Source organism: Amycolatopsis sp. NPDC043889, assembly GCF_056435645.1.
Genome location: NZ_JBWKEC010000001.1, coordinates 1,021,802 through 1,040,027, shown reverse-complemented (window position 1 = coordinate 1,040,027; position 18,226 = coordinate 1,021,802). Strand labels below are relative to the sequence as shown.

Annotated in this window: 16 protein-coding genes; 9 read left to right on the top strand and 7 right to left on the bottom strand. The window is 69.0% G+C overall.

Going from position 1 to position 18,226, the window contains the following annotated elements; translation table 11 throughout:
* Nucleotides 1–277: 277 nt before the first annotated feature.
* The 6 genes from AC0685_RS05295 (at nucleotide 278) to nicT (ending at nucleotide 8,390) form a co-directional block, all read left to right on the top strand.
* Nucleotides 278–2,083: a glycoside hydrolase family 3 protein gene (locus tag AC0685_RS05295; RefSeq protein ID WP_478224380.1), complete on the top strand. Its 1,806-nt coding sequence runs from the start codon at nucleotides 278–280 to the stop codon at nucleotides 2,081–2,083.
* Nucleotides 2,080–3,348 (top strand): exo-beta-N-acetylmuramidase NamZ family protein, encoded by a 1,269-nt coding sequence (locus AC0685_RS05290; protein ID WP_478224379.1) that lies wholly within the window; start codon nucleotides 2,080–2,082, stop codon nucleotides 3,346–3,348. The genes AC0685_RS05295 and AC0685_RS05290 overlap by 4 nt, the downstream gene beginning before the upstream one ends.
* Before the next feature lie 11 nt (nucleotides 3,349–3,359).
* Nucleotides 3,360–5,135 (top strand): serine hydrolase domain-containing protein, encoded by a 1,776-nt coding sequence (locus AC0685_RS05285; RefSeq protein ID WP_478224378.1) that lies wholly within the window; start codon nucleotides 3,360–3,362, stop codon nucleotides 5,133–5,135.
* Between the two features lie 210 nt (nucleotides 5,136–5,345).
* Nucleotides 5,346–6,344, top strand: coding sequence for a MurR/RpiR family transcriptional regulator (locus AC0685_RS05280; protein WP_026467087.1), 999 nt, complete (start codon nucleotides 5,346–5,348; stop codon nucleotides 6,342–6,344).
* 17 nt (nucleotides 6,345–6,361) lie between these two features.
* Nucleotides 6,362–7,291: an N-acetylmuramic acid 6-phosphate etherase gene (locus AC0685_RS05275; RefSeq protein WP_465435033.1), complete on the top strand. Its 930-nt coding sequence runs from the start codon at nucleotides 6,362–6,364 to the stop codon at nucleotides 7,289–7,291.
* Nucleotides 7,242–8,390: a Nickel transporter NicT gene (gene nicT, locus AC0685_RS05270; protein ID WP_478224377.1), complete on the top strand. Its 1,149-nt coding sequence runs from the start codon at nucleotides 7,242–7,244 to the stop codon at nucleotides 8,388–8,390. The genes AC0685_RS05275 and nicT overlap by 50 nt, the downstream gene beginning before the upstream one ends.
* 114 nt (nucleotides 8,391–8,504) lie before the next feature.
* On the opposite strand, the gene AC0685_RS05265 is transcribed toward nicT, so the two are convergent.
* Entirely contained in the window at nucleotides 8,505–9,674 is a 1,170-nt protein-coding gene (locus tag AC0685_RS05265) for an MFS transporter (RefSeq protein WP_478224376.1), read from the bottom strand.
* Between the two features lie 52 nt (nucleotides 9,675–9,726).
* Here AC0685_RS05265 and AC0685_RS05260 point away from each other — a divergent pair, with 52 nt between their 5' ends.
* A complete protein-coding gene (locus tag AC0685_RS05260; protein WP_478224375.1) occupies nucleotides 9,727–10,032 on the top strand; it encodes an ArsR/SmtB family transcription factor in 306 nt (101 codons plus the stop codon).
* Here the strand turns inward: AC0685_RS05260 and AC0685_RS05255 are convergent.
* Nucleotides 10,009–10,863: an extracellular catalytic domain type 1 short-chain-length polyhydroxyalkanoate depolymerase gene (locus AC0685_RS05255; RefSeq protein ID WP_478224374.1), complete on the bottom strand. Its 855-nt coding sequence runs from the start codon at nucleotides 10,861–10,863 to the stop codon at nucleotides 10,009–10,011. The two genes, AC0685_RS05260 and AC0685_RS05255, sit on opposite strands and share 24 nt — an antisense overlap.
* A 118-nt stretch (nucleotides 10,864–10,981) precedes the next feature.
* Here AC0685_RS05255 and AC0685_RS05250 point away from each other — a divergent pair, with 118 nt between their 5' ends.
* Together AC0685_RS05250 and AC0685_RS05245 are read left to right on the top strand one after the other, a co-directional pair.
* Nucleotides 10,982–12,253 (top strand): tannase/feruloyl esterase family alpha/beta hydrolase, encoded by a 1,272-nt coding sequence (locus tag AC0685_RS05250; protein WP_478224373.1) that lies wholly within the window; start codon nucleotides 10,982–10,984, stop codon nucleotides 12,251–12,253.
* Nucleotides 12,254–12,257: 4 nt separating this feature from the next.
* Nucleotides 12,258–12,842 (top strand): nitroreductase family protein, encoded by a 585-nt coding sequence (locus tag AC0685_RS05245; protein ID WP_478224372.1) that lies wholly within the window; start codon nucleotides 12,258–12,260, stop codon nucleotides 12,840–12,842.
* Here AC0685_RS05245 and AC0685_RS05240 read toward each other — a convergent pair.
* From AC0685_RS05240 to AC0685_RS05220, 5 genes are all read right to left on the bottom strand, one after another.
* A complete protein-coding gene (locus tag AC0685_RS05240; RefSeq protein WP_478224371.1) occupies nucleotides 12,820–14,655 on the bottom strand; it encodes a helix-turn-helix domain-containing protein in 1,836 nt (611 codons plus the stop codon). The genes AC0685_RS05245 and AC0685_RS05240 overlap by 23 nt on opposite strands.
* Nucleotides 14,652–15,968, bottom strand: coding sequence for an MFS transporter (locus AC0685_RS05235; protein ID WP_478224370.1), 1,317 nt, complete (start codon nucleotides 15,966–15,968; stop codon nucleotides 14,652–14,654). Before AC0685_RS05235 ends, AC0685_RS05240 begins: the two co-directional genes overlap by 4 nt.
* A 23-nt stretch (nucleotides 15,969–15,991) precedes the next feature.
* Nucleotides 15,992–16,750 carry a 3-hydroxybutyrate dehydrogenase gene (locus tag AC0685_RS05230; RefSeq protein ID WP_478224369.1) on the bottom strand — a complete coding sequence of 253 codons (759 nt, stop codon included), beginning with the start codon at nucleotides 16,748–16,750 and terminating at the stop codon, nucleotides 15,992–15,994.
* Between the two features lie 159 nt (nucleotides 16,751–16,909).
* Complete coding sequence (locus AC0685_RS05225) at nucleotides 16,910–17,641, bottom strand: Fic family protein (RefSeq protein ID WP_340685302.1); 732 nt, start codon at nucleotides 17,639–17,641, stop codon at nucleotides 16,910–16,912.
* Nucleotides 17,638–18,135 (bottom strand): phosphoribosyltransferase, encoded by a 498-nt coding sequence (locus tag AC0685_RS05220; protein ID WP_034314770.1) that lies wholly within the window; start codon nucleotides 18,133–18,135, stop codon nucleotides 17,638–17,640. Before AC0685_RS05220 ends, AC0685_RS05225 begins: the two co-directional genes overlap by 4 nt.
* Nucleotides 18,136–18,226 lie beyond the last annotated feature (91 nt).

Genomic DNA, 18,226 nt, shown 5'->3' with positions numbered 1-18,226 from the left:
GAGTCCATGAAGGTACGACCAGAGTTGCACGCTTGGTCGCCCGAGTCGCCCGCACTGACTGGCGGCGCCCGCCGGCTTCTTGCCGACGGGCGCCGCCAGTGTTTTGCCCCCGTTTTCAAGCGTGACAGGCCCCTTCGCGTCCCTTTGTGTATGAACGGACCGTTCGTGCGGGTGGCCGATGGACAAGCAAAGTGCTCGTGGGTAGCTTCCGGATATCAGTGCTTCCAGGTGGACTTCTTTCCATCTGAGAGTCAGGCACGAATCTGGGAGGCTTGAGGTGACGACCCGAACCGCGCACGCCCGTCATCGGAGGATCCATGCGCTCGCCCTGCCCCTCGCGGGCCTGCTCACCCTGGGTGTCGCGGGCGTCCCGGCGACCGCGCAGCCGGTGACGGCGGACGTGGAGGCGCAGCGGACGCTGCGCGGGCTGACCCTGGAGCAGAAGGTCGGGCAGCTGTTCGTCACGTGGGTGAACGGGAAGTCCGCCGACGAGGTCAACGCCAAGAACAAGGCCGACTTCGGCGTCGACACCCCCGCGCAGGTGATCGAGAAGTACCACCTGGGCGGCGTCATCTACTTCAACAACGACAGCCGCGACAACTTCGACGACCCGGTGCAGGTCGCCAAGCTGTCGAACGGGCTCCAGCGGGCCGCGCTCCGCAGCGGAGCCCGTATCCCGTTGCAGATCGCGACCGACCAGGAAGGCGGCACAGTCACCCGGATGGGTGCCCCCGCCACCGAGCTGCCGAACGCGATGGCGATCTCGGCGGGCCGTGACACCAAGGCCGCGCAGGAGGCCGCCCGCATCCTCGGGCACGAGCTGCGCGCAGTCGGTATCAACCAGGACTTCGCCCCCGACGCCGACGTGAACTCGAACCCGGCGAACCCGGTGATCGGCGTCCGTTCCTTCTCCGGCCGCCCGGAGCTGGCGAGCCAGTTCGTCGAAGCCCAGGTCAGGGGCTTCCAGAACTCCGGACGGCGCTCGGAGACGGTGTCCGCCGCCGCGAAGCATTTCCCCGGCCACGGCGACGCGGCCACCGACAGTCACCACGAGCTGCCCAGGATCGACCGCAGTGAGGACAGCTGGCGCGCGACGGACGTGCCGCCGTTCAAGGCCGCCATCAAGGCGGGTATCGACTCGATCATGAGCGCCCACATCCAGTTCCCCAGCCTCGACCCCTCGGGCGAGCCGGCCACGCTGTCGAAGCCGATCCTCACCGGCAAGCTGCGCGAGGAACTCGGCTACCGCGGCGTCGTCGTCACCGACTCGCTGTCGATGGACGCCGTGCGCGAAATGCACACCGACGCGGAGATCCCGGTGCTGGCCCTCAAGGCGGGTATCGACCAGCTGCTCATGCCGGTCAACCTCGAACTCGCCATCAACTCCGTGCTCGACGCCGTCCGCAAGGGTGAGCTGACCGAGCGGCGCATCGACGAGAGCGTCCTGCGGGTGCTCAAGCTCAAGCTGAACCGGGGCATCCTGACCTCGCCGTTCGTCGACCCGGCCAAGGTGATGTCGAAGGTCGGCACCCCGGCCAACCTCGCGACCGCGCAGGGCATCGCCGACCGGTCGGTCACCGCGATCCGCAACGACGGCGGCGTCCTGCCGCTCAAGCAACAGCCCGCGAAGACGCTCGTGACCGGCTGGGGCGTGAGCACGACGACGTCGCTGGCCGCGAAGCTCACCGCACACGGCACGCAGGCGACCGCGTTGCAGACGGGTCAGACGCCGACCGACGCCCAGATCTCCCAGGCCGTCGCGGCGGCCAAGAACGTCGACCTCGTCGTCGTGCTGACCAACAACGTCGGTACGTATCCGTTGCAGGGCAAGCTGTTGCAGGCGCTGGCCGACACCGGGAAACCCGTCGTCGCGGTCGCCGCCCAGATCCCGTACGACGCCGGTTACGAGAACCCGATCAAGACGTGGCTCGCCACGTACGGCTACATCTCGCCTTCGCTCGAAGCGTTGGCGAAGGTGATCCTCGGGAAGGTGAAGCCGCAGGGCAAGCTGCCGGTGGACGTTCCCGCGGGCAAGGACGTCGGCACGGTGAAGTACCCCTTCGGCCACGGGCTGACCTGGTGAACCTCAACCGCCGCCACTTCCTCGCCACCGGTGCGCTCGCGGTCCCCGCACTGACGGCCGGGTCCTCGGTCGCGGGGGCCCAGCCGGAAAGCGAGAGCAAAGGTCCCCCGCTCACCCGCACCGGAGCGGACGTGCTCGCCGCCAAGGACTGGGCGCCGCTGTCCGGCCGCAAGCTCGGCGTCCTGTCGAATCCGACGGGCGTACTGGCGAGCGGCGACCACATCGTCGACTCGATGGTCGCCGCCGGGGTCCGGCCGCTCGCCGCGTTCGGCCCGGAGCACGGTTTCCGCGGCAGCGCGCAAGCGGGCGGCTCCGAAGGCGACTACACCGATCCACGCACCGGCGTGCCCGTCTACGACGCGTACGGCGCCGACGCGACGAAGCTCGCCGGGATGTTCACGAAGGCGGGCGTCGACACCGTCGTCTTCGACATCGCCGACGTCGGCGCGCGGTTCTACACCTACATCTGGTCGCTGTACACGGCGATGGTCGCGGCGGCGAAGGCCGGCGCGTCGGTCGTCGTGCTGGACCGGCCGAACCCGTTGGGCGGCAAGGCCGCCGGGCCGATGCTGAACCCGGCGTTCGCCTCGGGTGTCGGCCGGAAGCCGATCGTGCAGCAGCACGGCATGACCGTCGGCGAGCTCGCGCGGTTCTTCGCCGCCGAGTTCCTGCCTGCCGAGGGGGTCACGCCGGGCAAGCTCGAGATCGTCGAAGTGCGGGACTGGCGACGTGATCAGCTCTTCGCGCGCACCGGGCTGACGTGGGTCCCGCCGAGCCCGAACATGCCGACGCCGGACACCGCGCTCGTCTATCCCGGCACCGGGATGTTCGAGGGCACCGTGTTCTCCGAAGGCCGGGGCACCACCAGGCCGTTCGAGATCATCGGTGCGCCGGGCCTCGACTGGCGCTGGCGCGAGAAGCTCGGCGAGCTACGGCTTCCCGGGGTGAAGTTCCGTGAGGCGTACTTCGTGCCGACGTTCGGCAAGTTCGTCAACGAGCCCTGCGGCGGCGTACAGGTGACCGTCACGGACCCGCGGGCGTTCGACGCCATCCGCACCGCGGTCACCATGTTCGTCACCGCGAAGCAGGTGCACCCGGACAAGTTCAAGTGGCGGCCCGACAACTTCCTCGACAAGCTCTCCGGCTCCGACAGGTTGCGCACGATGATCGACAAAGGCGCCGGAGTGGACGAGATCGTCGGGTCCTGGCAGGCCGAACTGGCCGAGTTCGACCGGAAACGCCGTCGCCATCTCATCTATCGCTGAGGGGAACGACCTTGCGTGTTAGGAAGATCCTGATCGCGGCCGTCTCCGTACTGGTCGCGGCGACCACGCTGTCGACGGCGGGAGCACAGGCGATTCCAGGGAGCGAGCAGCAGCGCGACCGCGCGGCGGGCCGGTTCGACAAGCCGCGTGAGGGCTTCGCGCCCGCGTCCACCGTCCTGCGTGACGGCGCGCCGTCCGAAGTCGGTCTCGACCCGGAGCCGATCAAAGCGGCCGAGCGGTTCATCGAGAGCTGGACGAAGCCGGACGCCACCGGGCATCCGCATTTCTCCGGAGCGGTCGGCCTGCTCGCGCACGACGGCGTGGTGGTCGAGCGCCAGGCCGTCGGTGGCGCTGTCCGCTACGCCGACGCCAAGGGCACCGAACTGCCGCCCGAGCAGCAGGTGCCGATGCGCGCGGACACGATCTTCGACATGGCCTCGATCTCGAAGCTGTTCACCTCCATCGCGGTGATGCAACTGGCCGAGACGGGCAAGCTGGACATCTCGGCGCCGGTGGTGCGGTATCTGCCGGAGTTCGGGGTGAACGGCAAGGAGGCCGTCACCGTCCAGCAGCTGCTCACCCACGTCTCGGGCTTCGCCGCGACACCGCTCCCGTCGCTGTGGGAGGGCTACCCGGACATCTCGTCACGCCGCAAGGCCGTCCTCGACAGCCCGCTGAAGAACGCGCCGGGCAGCACCTACCTCTACTCCGACATCAACCTGCTGACGCTCGGCTTCCTGGCCGAGAAGGTGGCCGGGGCACCGCTGGACAAGATGGTCCAGGACCGCATCGCCACCCCGCTGGGCCTGGCCGACACCGGGTACAACCCGCCCGGGTCGAAACTGGCCAGGGTCGCGGCGACCGAGTACGCCACGAAGCCGCCTCGGGGGCTCGTACGCGGCGAGGTCCACGACGAGAACGCCTGGTCGCTGGGCGGCGTCGCCGGGCACGCGGGCGTGTTCTCCACGGCCGCCGACATGGCGGTGCTGGCGCAGACGCTCCTCAACGGCGGCGCGTACCGAGGCCACCGGATCCTGCGCGAGGAGACCGTGCGGGCGATGCTGACGAACTACAACCACAAGTTCCCCGACAACGCGCACGGCCTCGGCTTCGAGCTCGACCAGCCTTGGTACATGGGCGCGCTGTCGGCGCCCTCGACGGCCGGGCACACCGGGTTCACCGGGACGTCGCTGGTGATCGACCCGCTGTCGCGGTCGTTCGCGATCCTGCTCACCAACCGCGTGCACCCGACACGGAACTGGGGCTCGATCAACATCGCCCGGGAGACCTGGGCGAGCTCGCTGGCGAAGGCGATGGCCGTCAGCCCGGCGCGCGGCCACGACGCGTGGTTCAGCGGCGCCGGGGACGTCTCCACGGCCACTCTCACGACTCCGCCGTTACAGACGCGCGGCGGGCCGTTGAAGGTCACCTTCGACACCTTCGTGGACACCGAAGGCCCCTCGGACTCGCTGTTCCTGGAAACAAGTACCGACGGCGGAGCCACCTGGAAAACGATTACTCTGCGTGCAAACGGACCAGGCGCTCCCGCCGGGGACCAACCCGGTCTCGGCGGGCACGGTCATCGGGCTTGGTGGCGCGCTGCGGCCGAGGTGTCGCAAAGCTCACAAATCACCCTCCGCTGGCGTTACACGACCGATGCCCGTTACACCGGACGAGGAATTTCCTTGGACGGTGTGAAAGTCACTGAACGCGGCCACATACTGCTGGACAGTGAGCATAATCCGCCTACTTTCGTCGCTACCGGCTGGAAGTTGAGCACTAGGTAACCGGCCAGCTCCGATGCGCTGACCAGACCGCCCCGTTGACCGGGACACGACCCCTTGCGTCGCGACACTAAGTTGCCAAGTCGTTAGCTCGACCTCGTTAACGACCTCGACCTGGTTAGCGACTTTCTGGTCAACGATTAATCGCAAATCGAATCCGCAGACACGGATAGGTTGCGATCTTCCCGAAGGGTGTGGGTAGCCTTGTCGCAGATGCCAACGGTTAGTAACTTTCCCACGGTGGGCGATACCGAATCCGTAATCGCGGCCGCACCGTCCGAGGCCGTGCCGGCGCAGCCGACACGGGACGCCGACGCGAGCCCGCTCGTCCGGATTCGCTCTCTCCTGCCCGGGCTCGCCCGGGCAGAGCAGCGCGTCGCGAAGGTCGTCCTCGACGACCCCGCGCAGGTCGCGCGGCGCAGCATCACCGAGGTCGCACTGGCTGCGAACACCAGCGAAACCACCGTCACGCGGTTCTGCAAGGCGGTCGGCGTCGGCGGGTATCCGCAGCTCAGGATCGCCTTGGCGGCCGACACCGCCCGGTCCGAGGCACGGTCGTCCCGCAACCTCGGCGGCGAGATCGGGCCGGAGGACGACCTGGCCGCGGTCATCGGCAAGGTCAGCTTCGCGGACGCCCGCGCCGTGGAGGAGACCGCCGACCAGCTCGACGTCCCGTCGCTACAGCGCGTGATCGACATCGTGGCCGGCGCGGGGCGCGTGGACGTCTACGGCGTGGGCGCGAGCGCGTTCGTCGCCGCGGACCTGCAGCAGAAGCTGCACCGCATCGGGCGGGTCAGCTTCGCCTGGTCGGACACGCACATCATGCTGACCTCGGCCGCCGTGCTGAGCCCCGGCGACGTCGCGATCGGCATCTCCCACACGGGCGCGACCACGGACACCGTCGAGGCGCTGCGGGTGGCCCGTGAGCACGGCGCGATCACCGTCGCCGTGACGAACTTCCCGCGTTCGCCGATCACCGAGGTCGCCGACCACGTGCTGACCACGGCCGCGCGGGAGACGACGTTCCGCTCGGGTGCGACCGCCAGTCGCATCGCGCAGCTGACCGTCATCGACTGCCTGTTCATCGGTGTCGCGCAGCGGCACATGGACGCGTCGGTCAACGCGCTCGACGCGACCAGGGACGCGGTTGGCTCGCACCGTCTGGGCGTCCGGCCCGACGGCAGGCGGCGGCCGCGGGAAACCGGCAAATGAGCGAAAAAGTGAGGCGCATGATGACCGTCCCACGCCAGGTGGTGCACGTCGATTCGCCAACCGAACAGCGCAATCCACGGACGACCGACATCGACCTGATGTCGACCATGGGCATCCTCGGCGCCATCAACGCCGAGGACCGCCGGGTCCCCGAAGCCGTCGCCGCGGTGCTGCCGCAGGTGGCGCGGGCGGTCGACTTCGCCGTGGAAGCGCTGCGATCGGGGCACCGCGTGCACTACTTCGGGGCCGGCACGTCCGGCAGGCTGGCGACGTTGGACGCGGCGGAGCTCGTGCCGACGTTCAACGTGCCCTCCGATTGGTTCATCGCGCATCACGCGGGCGGCGCACGCGCGCTGCGCCAAGCCGTCGAAGACGCCGAGGACAACGCGAAGGCCGGAGCCGCCGAGGTGGCCGAGTCCGTCGCACCCGGCGACTTCGTGCTCGGGCTGACGGCTTCCGGCCGGACGCCCTACGTCCTCGGCGCGCTGGCCGCGGCCAGCCGTCGCGGTGCCCGCACCGCCTTGGTGTCGGGTAATCCGGCCGCGGTGACGCCGCCGGGTGTCGATGTCCTCATCGCGGTGGACACCGGCCCCGAGGCGATCGCCGGGTCGACGCGGATGAAGGCGGGCACGGCGCAGAAGATCATCCTCACCGCGTTCTCCACCGCGACGATGATCAAGCTCGGCCGCACGTATTCGAACCTGATGGTCAGCATGCGGGCGACCAACGCGAAGCTGCGCGGACGGACCATCAGGATCCTGCGTGAGGCCACCGGTATGAGCATGGCGGACTGCTCCGACGCGCTCACCGAGGCCGACGGCGACCTCAAGGTCGCGCTGGTCCATCTGCTGTCCGGCGAGGACGTCGCGAGTGCGGCGAAGGCGCTGGCGGCCAACGATGGCCACGTACGCAAGGCTCTCGACTCCCTGCGGGTGCGCGCGAGCTGATCGATTGCCCAGTTCCGGCGGACAGACCCGTTCATCCCGACGCCTCGCGCTCACGCGACGCGAACGGGTGTCCGTCGCCGGGATGGCCGGGTTCATCCTGCTGCTCAACGTCATCGGCTGGGGGGTCCTGACGCTTTTCGTGGCGCCGCGCCGATACGAGCTCGGCGCCACGGGCGTGTTCGGGGCCGGCCTCGGTGTCACGGCGTTCGTGCTCGGGATGCGGCATGCGTTCGACGCGGACCACATCGCCGCGATCGACAACACCACTCGCAAGCTGATGGCCGACGGGCAACGGCCGCTTTCGGTCGGTTTCTGGTTCTCCCTCGGCCATTCGACGATCGTGTTCGCCCTGTGCCTGCTGCTGTCGCTCGGCGTGCGAGCGCTGGCCGGCGCCGTCGAGGACGACTCCTCGGCGCTACACGAGGCGACCGGGCTGATCGGAACGTCGGTTTCCGCGGTGTTCCTGTACCTCATCGGGATCATGAACCTGGTGGTGCTGGTCGGCATCGTGAAGGTGTTCCGGCGGATGCGGCGGGGCGAGTTCGACGAAGCGGCGCTGGAGCGGCAACTCGACAACCGCGGCTTCCTGAACCGCCTGCTCCGTGGCGCCACCAAAGCGGTGCGCAAGCCGTGGCACATCTACCCGATCGGCTTGCTGTTCGGCCTCGGCTTCGACACCGCGACCGAGATCAGCCTGCTGGTGCTCGCCGGCGGGGCGGCCGCGTTTTCGCTGCCCTGGTACGCGATCCTGGTGCTGCCGATCCTGTTCGCCGCGGGGATGACGCTGTTCGACACCGCCGATGGCTGCTTCATGAACTACGCGTATGGCTGGGCCTTCGCGAAGCCGGTGCGGAAGATCTACTACAACCTCACCGTGACGGCGCTTTCCGTCGCGGTCGCCTTGCTCATCGGGACGATCGAGGTCATCTCGATCATCACCGAACGCTTCGGCATCACGACCGGACCGCTCGCGGCGATCGGGTCGATGAGCCTCGACTACGTGGGCTACGCGGTCGTAGCGCTCTTCGTGCTTACGTGGCTCTTCGCGCTCCTCGTGTGGCGCTTCGCGCGTATCGAGGAGCGCTGGTCCGTCGAATAGCGGTCTGACCTGCGAAAAGAGAGCAAGGGACCTTTGCTGCCGCTGGGCGCGTCCACGCAGTAGTTAGCATGCCTACGTAAACGAGAGCAAAGGTCCCTTGCTCCCCCCTTTTGATCAGGCGGGCTCGGGCACCCGCGTCCGCGAAGGCACCGAAAGCGCGAAGCCCAGCAGAGCGACGAAGGCGGCAACGGGACCGACCCACCAAACGCCCGCCGAGGACAGGACGACGCCACCCAGCGCGGCGCCGAGTGCACCACCCGCGTAGATCGCGGAACCGTTCAGCCCCAAGGCGACCGTCGGCACGTCGGGCGCCAGCGAGAACAGCCGGTGCTGCTGCGGCACCATCAGCATTCCGCCGAACACACCCGATGCCAGCGCGAGGATCAGCGCGCCGGGCAGGCTCAGCACGGCGACGTCCACCAGCGCCAGGGTCACGACCGTCCCGATGAGCGAGAGAGCGCGGACGCGCGCGGGGCCGAGCGAGTCGGTGGCCCGGCCCGCGAAGGCGTTGCCCGCGATCTGCCCGATCCCGAAACCGACGAGCAGCCACGAGATCATCGCGCCCGCCGCCACCGGAGCGACCAGCACCGGCAAGTACACGAAGGCCGCGAAGCCCGCGGCGGTACCGAGAACACTCACGCCGAGCACGCGCGCGATCGGTGGCCGTACGACGACGGCGAGCCTGTCGCGCAACGACACCGTCGGCATCCGGACTCCCGGCAGAAGCGGCACGAGCAGCATCACGATCAGCGCCACCGCGCCGATCCCCCACATCACCGCACGCCAGCCGAACCAGTTCCCGGCCAGCACCCCGATCGGCACGCCGAGCACCATCGACACGCTCATCCCGGCGGAGACCGTGGCCAGTGCCTGACCACGGCGCTCGTCCGACGCCAGAGCACCGGCGAGGACATAGGCGTTGGACTGGAACGCGGCGGCGCCGAGGGCGGCCAGCACGCGTGCGACGGCGACCACGGCGAAGGACTCGCCGAGCGCTTGACCGGCCATGCCGATCGTGAAGAGCACCATCCCCGCGCCGAGCACCCAGCGCCGGTCGAGCCGTCCGGTGAAGGCCGCGATGATCGGCGAGGAAACCGCGTAGGTCACCGCGAAGACCGTGGTCAGCTGACCCGCGACGGCTTCGGAGACGCGCAGGTCCGCGGCGATGGTGGGCAGCAGCCCGTTCAGGACGAATCCGTCGGTGCCGACGGTGAACGTCCCGACGGCGAGTACCAGCAGAGCCCCCAGAGCGAGCCGATCATTTGATGATCGTCGAATCGTCATACGCGGTATAGTGGCGTGACTATTCGATGACTGTCAAATAGTTTGGAGTGAAGTGAGCACCACGCTGCCGCAGCCGTCGATCGACGAGATCGAGATCGTGCCGGTGCTCCAGGCGCTCGCGGACCCCGTACGCCTGGAGCTGATCCGCGCACTGCGGAGCAATCCTTCGCCGCGAAGCTGCGCCATCACCGAGTACGACGTCGAGATCAGCGCGCCGACGCTCTCCCATCACTGGAAGGTCTTGCGCGAGGCCGGCCTCACGACGACGTTCGTCGAGGGCCGGACCCGCTGGGTCGAACTACGGACCGAGGACGTCCACGCGCGTTTCCCCGGGCTACTGGACGCCGTCCTCTCCTAGCCGCCACTTCGCCGCGAGTTCCGCCGCGGCGCACACGCCGACGTCGAGCAGATACGGCCCCGCCTGCCCGCATCCGGCTCCCGGCGCGATCGGCTGACCGTGCCCCATCCCGGTGACGGCGTGCGTGTCGACGGCCGCGCCGACGTCGGTCCACTGCTCGGCAAGCTCGCGCATGTTCATCGGAGCCACCGTGTGGTCCGCGGTCCCGTGCCAGACGCTGACCGGCGAACGCGGCCCACTGCTCGCGGCCCGCACCTTGTCGCCCCACTGCTTCGGGGCCAGGTCCTTGCCGGGATTCATGCAGGAGTACGCGTCGATCATCGAAGTCGCGCAGCCATAAGGCAGTCCCGCGACGACACCGCCGCCCGCGAACAGTTCCGGATACGCCGCCAGCAGCACCGAAGTCATCGCGCCACCCGCCGACAGGCCGGTCACGTACGTCCGGCTCCCGGCCGAGAACCGCGCCATCTGCGCGATCGATTCGGCCTCTCCGGATCCTCGCTTGATGTCACCCGCCTGGAACCAGTTGAAGCACTTGCTGAAGTTGTTCGCCGAAACCTGCTGCGGCAGAACGAGTTTGAACCGCAGCTTGTCCGCGAGACCGATCCAGCCGGAGCCACGCGCGTACCCGGCCACGTCCTGGGTGCAGCCGTGCAGCACGACCACCGCCGGACGTCCGGACGGCAGCCCGTCGGGAACGTATTCGAACATCTGCAACGCGCCGGGATTGCTCCCGAACCCGGCGACCGGGCGGATCGCCGCCGCCTGTGCCGGAGCCGGAAAGAGAAGGACCAATGCCGAAACCACCGCGCCGATGAGGAGTTTTCGCATCACCTCAGGCTAAATCCACCGACGCCCGCTTCCCACGTGGAAGACCACCACAGCGGCGGCCCGTTTTGTGTGGTCACACCCGATACCGGCACACGAAGCCGCCGCTTACCGTCGTCCGATGCGGCTCATTCTGGTCCTCGCGATGATGCTGGCCATGGCGACACCCGCCCAGGCGGCGAGCGGTTGCGGGAACGTGCGCGTTCCCGGCGCCGCGACCCAGCAACTGTCCTGTTTGGACGATCTGACCACCACCGGCACCCTGGTCACCGGGCACACCGTCCAGTCCGACTGGGCCGGGCTCACCTCCGCCGGTTTCCCCGCGCCCAAGGCGGTTCCCGGCATCCAGATCGACGGCTACTTCCCGGATTCGTCGACGGCCAACACGACGCACGGCTGGAACCACGACGCGCAGTTCGTGCTGCGGCTGCCCGATCGCTGGAACGGTGGCCTGGTGGTCTCGGGGTCCCCCGGTGTGCGACGGCAGTACGCGAACGATCGCGCGATCGGCGACCAGGTCCTCGCCGCCGGCTACGCGTTCGCCGCCACCGACAAGGGCAACACCGGCGCCGGCTTCCACACCGACGGACGCCGCCCCGGTGACGCGCTCGCCGAGTGGAACTCACGGGTCACCCAGCTGACGATCGCCGCGAAGGCCGCCGTCGCGCATCGCTACGGGCGCCTGCCTAGCCGCACCCTCGCGGCCGGGATGTCGAACGGCGGCTATCTCGTCCGCTGGCAGCTCGAGAACCGGCCATGGCTCTACGACGGCGGTATCGACTGGGAGGGCACGCTTTGGCACGAAGACGGCCCGAACCTGTTCACTTTCCTGCCGCCCGCGATCAAGGCCTACCCCGCCTACGCCGCCGGTTCCGCGCAAGCCCATCAGCGGATTCTCGACGCCGGTTTCGCGCCGGGATCGGAATTCCTCTGGCCGTACCACAACGACGTCTACTGGGGCCTGACCCAGCGCATCTATCAGGCGGAATTCGATCCGTCGTTCGCCGGAACCGACTACGATTACACCACTCGCCCGCCGTCGGTGCACCGCGCGGTGGAACGGATCTCGCTGACCGGCCGGATCGGCAAACCGCTGATCACCCTGCACGGCACCCTCGACACCCTGCTGCCGATCACCCGCGATTCCGACGTCTACCAGCGGATGATCGCCGACCAGGGCCGTGCCGGACTCCAGCGCTACTACCGGATCGTCGACGGCAACCACGTCGACGGGCTCTACGACGCGCACCCGGACAAGCTGCGGCCCATCGGCCCGTGTTTCCGCACGGCTTTCAGCGCTCTCGAAGGCTGGCTCGACGGCGTCCGCCCGCCCGCTTCGGCGACGATCCCGCGCGCGAGCGGTGACCTGGCGACCACTTGCGCACTAAGCTGATCGGATGGAATTCCAGGACGTCGTACGACGCCGTCGCATGGTCCGGAAGTTCACCGGCGAACCCGTCGCCGAGGCGAGCCTGCAGCGCATTCTGCGCAACGCGCTGAAAGGCCCCTCCGCCGGATTCTCACAGGGACAAGGATTTCTCGTCCTCATCGGCGAAGAACTCGCCAAATTCTGGGAGTTCGGGGCGAGCTGGGCGCCGGAAACCGTCACCACGGCCCCGGTCGCGATCGTGCCGCTTTCCGTCAAGAACGCGTACCTCGACCGCTATGCCAAGCCGGACAAGGGTTTCGCCGAGGGCGACGACTCGTGGTGGCGCGTGCCGTACTGGGATGTCGACACCGGGATGGCGACGATGCTGATCCTCCAGACGGCGGTCGACGAGGGTCTCGGCGCGGTGTTCTTCGGGCTGGCGCCGGAAGGCGTGGAGCGGCTGCACAGCGAGTTCGGCGTGCCGGAGGACCACGACCCGATCGGCGTCGTGGCGCTCGGACACGGTGCGGAATCCGGGCCTTCACCCGGTTCTTCGGCGACCAAGATCGCTCGCCGCGACTTCGACGACGTCATTCGTTTCGGTCATTGGTGAGGCGGTGCAGCCTGAGCGCGAGCTGGAGTTCCAGCGCGCGCTCGGGCGCCTGCCACTGCTCGCCCAGCAGTGACGCGATGCGGTCCAGCCGTTGCACGACGGTGTTGACGTGCACGTGGAGCAGGTCCTTCGCGCGCGTCAAGTTGCCGCCACAGGCGAAATACGCGCGAAGGGTGCCGATCAGATCCGTGCCGCGGCGTTCGTCGTAGTCGAGCACCGGGCCGATCGTGGCGGTCACGTACGCGCCGAGGTCGGCGTGCTCGCCGAGCAGCAGCCCGACGAAACCGAGGTCGGCCATGCTCGCGCCTTCCCCCGCCCGGCCCAGCGCCAGCAGCGACGCGACGCATCGCGCGGCTTCGGCGTGCGCCACGGCCAGCTCCCGCGGTGACGCGGCCGGCCCCGCCGCACCGACCGTGACCGCACAGTCCATTGTGGACGTCAGCTCGGCGGCGACGGACCGGGCGAGCGCCCCGGCGTCCGCACCTCGAATCAGAAGGACCACTTCGTCGGCGTGGACACCGACGAGGTCCGCGTGCCGTGCGGCCGCCGTGGCCAGTCTCCGCCGGGAGACGTCGTCGGCATGCGCGACCAGCACCGCGTGCGGTGCCGATAAATCGACCCCCAGGCGGCGGCCGCGGGCCAGCAGCGCGGCCGGATTGCGGCCCGGCGCGGTGAGCAGGTCCGACAGCAACTCCCCGCGCACCTCGTCCTCGGCGCGCGCGACGGAACGCCGCTGCATCAGCAGGACGGCGGTGACCACGCCCGCCCGCTCGAACAGCCGCCGGTCGGCCTCGCCGAGCGACGGCCCACCGCCGAGTACCAGACTGCCGAGGAATTCCTGCCCCGCCTGGACCGCGCACAGCCATCCGTCCTCAGTGGACACAGCGCGTCCGCTCGTCCTGGACGCCGAAACCGCCGCACGCGAAAGGCTCAGCTCGCCGTCGGTCCTGGCGAGGACGACGCCGTCGGCGTCATAGACGGCGATCGCGCCGCCGAGCACGTCCGCGACCGCGGCGGCGACCTCGGCCAGGTCACCACCGCGCAGCACGAGATCCATCAGCCGGTCGTGAGCGTCCTCGGCGCGGCGCATCGCGTCGTTGTGCGCGCTGATCGTCGCGTTGGCGGCGTTCAGTTCGGCGACCGCGCGGCGCGTCTCGTCGAGCAGATGCGCGTTGTCCAGCGCGATCGCCGCGTGGTCGGCCAGCGACGACAGCAGCGCGACCTCGTCGGGCGAGAACTCGCGGGTGGTCCGGTCGGAGGCGAACAGCACCCCGATGACCTTGCTGCCGATCGCCAGCGGTACCCCGAGGATCGCGGTCAGGCCCTCGTCGAGCACCCCGGTGTCGATCGAGGCGGTGTGGCGGAACCGCTTGTCGTCGAAGTAGTCCGCCGTCGCGTACGGCCGCGCGGTCTGCGCGACCAGCCCGCCGAGCCCCTCGCCCATGCCCAGCACGATGTCCTGGAACAGCGCGGAGACCGAGCCGTCGGTCACCCGGACGTAGGTCTTGCCTTCGGTCTCGTCGTTGAGGCTGAGATACGAGACGTCCACGCCGAGCAACGCCCGCGCCCGCCGCACGATCGACCGCAGGACGGCGTCCGGATCGTCCAGCCGGGCGAGGTCGCTGGCCGTGTCGAACAGCGCGGCCAGCTCCGCCTCGCGCCGCCTGTGCTCGGCGACGGTGTCCCGGATCCGCAGTGCCAGCTCGGTGGCCTTCGGGTCGACGGGGACGTGCGCCAGCTGCTCGCTGCCCGCCCCGGAGGCGAGCAGTTCGAGCAGCCGGCGCAACTGCGCGGAACCGTCCACAACGGTCATGCTGACACGTGACCGCGCTCCGTGAGAACTTCGGAGTGCAGGGACTCGCCCTTGGTCTCGCGGGCGGCGAGCAGGGCGGTCACGGTCAGCACGCACATCGCGACCACGTAGAGCGAGACCGGGATCGTGCTGCCGAACTCCCTGAACAACGCGACCGCGATGAGCGGCGCCACCGCCCCGGCCGCGATCGACGACAACTGACCGCCGACCGAAAGTCCGGTGTAGCGCACCCGCGTCGGGAACTGCTCGGAGAAGAACGCGGCCTGCGGGCCGTACATCGCGCCGTGCAGCACCAGCCCGACGGTCGCCGCGAGAATGATGACGCCCGGGTTCTTCGTGTCGAGCATGGCGAAGAACGCGAAACTCCACACCGCCATGCCGATCGCGCCGAACAGGTACACCGGGCGGCGGCCGATCCGGTCGGAAAGCATGCCCCACAAGGGAATGGTCAGGAAGTGCACGGCCGAACCGATGAGCACCGCGTTGAGTCCCGCCGATTTCGGCAGGCTCAGCCCGGTGGTCACGTAGACGAGGATGAACGCCGTGATCACGTAGTACGAGACGTTCTCCGCCATCCGCGAGCCGATCGTGATCAGCACCGCGCGCCGGCTCTTGCGGAACACCTCGACGACCGGCGCGTGCGTGGTCGCGTTGTTCTCCTGCGCGGCAAGGAAGACCGGTGATTCGCTGACCGCGAGCCGGATCCACAGCCCGATCACCACGAGGACACCGGAAAGCAGGAACGGGATCCGCCAGCCCCAGCTGAGGAACACCTCGTCGGACTGTGTCGCGGCGAGGATCGCCAACACCGCCGTCGCGAGCAGGTTCCCGCCGGGAGCACCGCATTGCGGCCAGGACGCCCAGAATCCGCGTCGCTTGTCGTCGCCGTGTTCGGAGACGATCAGCACCGCGCCACCCCATTCGCCACCGAGCGCGAAACCCTGCACGAGCCGCAGCAGCGTCAGCAGGATCGGTGCCAGGACACCGACGGAGGCATACGTCGGGAGGATGCCCATGGCGCAGGTGGAACCGCCCATCAGCAACAGGCTCAGCACCAGCAGCTTCTTGCGGCCGACGCGGTCACCGAAGTGGCCGAACACCAGCCCGCCGATCGGCCGCGCGAGGAAACCGACGGCGTAGGTCAGGAACGCGAGCAGCGTACCGGTCAGCGGATCGTTGGAGGGGAAGAACAATTTGCCGAACACCAGCGCCGCGGCGGAGGTGTAGAGGAAGAAGTCGTACCACTCGATCGTCGTTCCGATCAGGCTGGCGCTGACGACCTTCGCGATCGAGCCACGGTTCTGGGTGGTCACCGAAGACGTCCTTTCTTGGGGGTTCACGCGGCGGTCCAGCCGCCGTCGAGGGGGATCGAGGTACCGGTGACATGGGCGGCGTGCTCGCCGGACAGCCAGAGCACGCACGCGGCGACGTCGGCGGGTTCGATGAGCCGCTTGATCGCGGAACGGCGCAGGAGGACCTGCTCGATGACGGCGTCGCGTTCGAGGCCGTGTTCCTCGGCCTGCGCCTGGAGCTGGCCGGTGACCAGCGGCGTGCGGACGTAGCCGGGGTTGACGCAGTTGCTGGTCACGCCGTGCTCCGCGCCTTCGAGCGCGGTGACCTTGGAGAGGCCTTCGAGCGCGTGCTTCGCGGTGACGTACGCGGATTTGAACGGGCTCGCGCGGAGGCCGTGGACGCTGGACATGTTGACCACGCGTCCCCAGCCGCGTTCGTACATGTGCGGCAGCGCGCGGCGGATCAACAGGAACGGCGCGGTGACCATGAGCGCCTGGACGCGGGTGAACGTCTCCGGCGGGAACTCGTGGATCGGCGCGATGTGCTGGAAACCGGCGTTGTTGACGAGGATGTCGACCTCGGCCGGGAGCGTCTCGACGGCTTGGGCGTCGGTGAGGTCGACGACGTGCGCGATGCCGTTGACGTCGGCCGCCACCTTCTCGACGGCGTCGTCGATGTCGGCGAGGTGGACCTTGGCCCCCGCCTCGGCGAGCGCTTCGGCGCAGGCCAGGCCGATCCCGCTCGCCGCGCCTGTGACCAGCGCGGACTTACCGGCCAGATCGCTGTGATACGCACCACTCATGCCGGACGACGTTAGGTCGATCCCGGCACTTAGACCATGTGGTCACGCCCTACACCTGCGCGAGATCCCGTGTGGGCTCACCCCACTCCCGCATTTCGTCCTCTGAATGCGGTAGTTGGCATCGCGAACTACCGCATTCAGAGGACGAAATGCGGGAAGTCAGCCGGCGGCGTCGGAGATCGACTTCGCCTCACGAGCGCCCGCCTCGAACGCTTCACACGAAAAGAGCAGCCAAGCCCGGACGCCCTCCGGGGTTCCGCCCGCGAACGCCGAAGCGGCTTCGAGGTACTTCGGCACCCGCCGGAAGTACGCGACCTCCGGCACCGTCAGCGCCTTCGGGTCCAGTCCGGTCGCCACCGCCGAAAGCCGCGCCGCCGCCCTCGCGACAACACCGTCCGCGGAGCCGAAAGGCTTGAGTGCCAACAGTTCCCCGTGCACGACGGCGGTCAGCACCGGCCCCGGCACCGACGTCGCACCGGTGACCAGCTGCGCCAGCATCTCCAGCCGCGGCCCGACGTCACCGGACGACCGCGGCCGCCCCAGCGCGTCGAGATCCGTCACCAGATCCGACGCGGCGAGAACGTGCAGACGCGCCAACGCCTGCAACGGCGCGCGCCGCCACGTCGGCAGCAGACCCTCCAGCGCTTCCGCGACCCGCAGCGCGCCCGCCAGCACCGGATCGGTCACTTCACCGGATTCGGGCAGTTCGGGCGCGGCGCCTTCGATCCCGGCCGACGCCCGCGCCGACCGCACGGACGCTTCGGCGGCCGTCGCCGCGCCGCCGCGCAGGTTGGCGGGCAGCCGATGGACGGCGAACACCGCGTCCTGCGCCGATTTCGCGGCCGCGGCGACCCCTTCGAGGTCCAGCAGTGGCTTCAGCGGATCCGTCACGCGTCCAGCACCTGGCCCACGCGCCGCACCACGGGCGCCTGCACCGACCACGGGAAGTTGATCCAGCGGTCCGTGTGCTTCCAGACGTACTCGCATTTGACCTCGGAGCGCGGCTTCTCGTAGACGACCGCGCAGCGCACCTCGGCGACGTGATCGGCGCAGAAGTCGCGGACCAGCTTCAGGGTCGCACCGGTGTCCGCGACGTCGTCGGCGACGAGCACCTTCTTCTTCGTCAGGTCGACGACGTTCGGCACCGGCGGCAGCATGACCGGCAGGTCGAGACGCTGGTCGACGCCGGTGTAGAACTCGACGTTCATCACGTGCAGGTTCTTCACGTCGAGCGCGTAACCGAGCGCGCCGGCGACGAACAGCCCGCCACGCGCGATCGACAGGATGAGGTCCGGCTCGAAGCCGTCGTCGGCGACGGCCTGCGCCAGCTCCCTGCTGGCCGTCCCGAACAACTCCCAGGTGAGCTCTTCCCGCTCCTCGGCCATGCTGCCTCGCCTTCTCGATCGTTCCCGCGAGCATAGGCAACGCCGCAGTGGCCTTCTCGAATGCTTCGAAACTGGCTATCCAGTAAGGCCA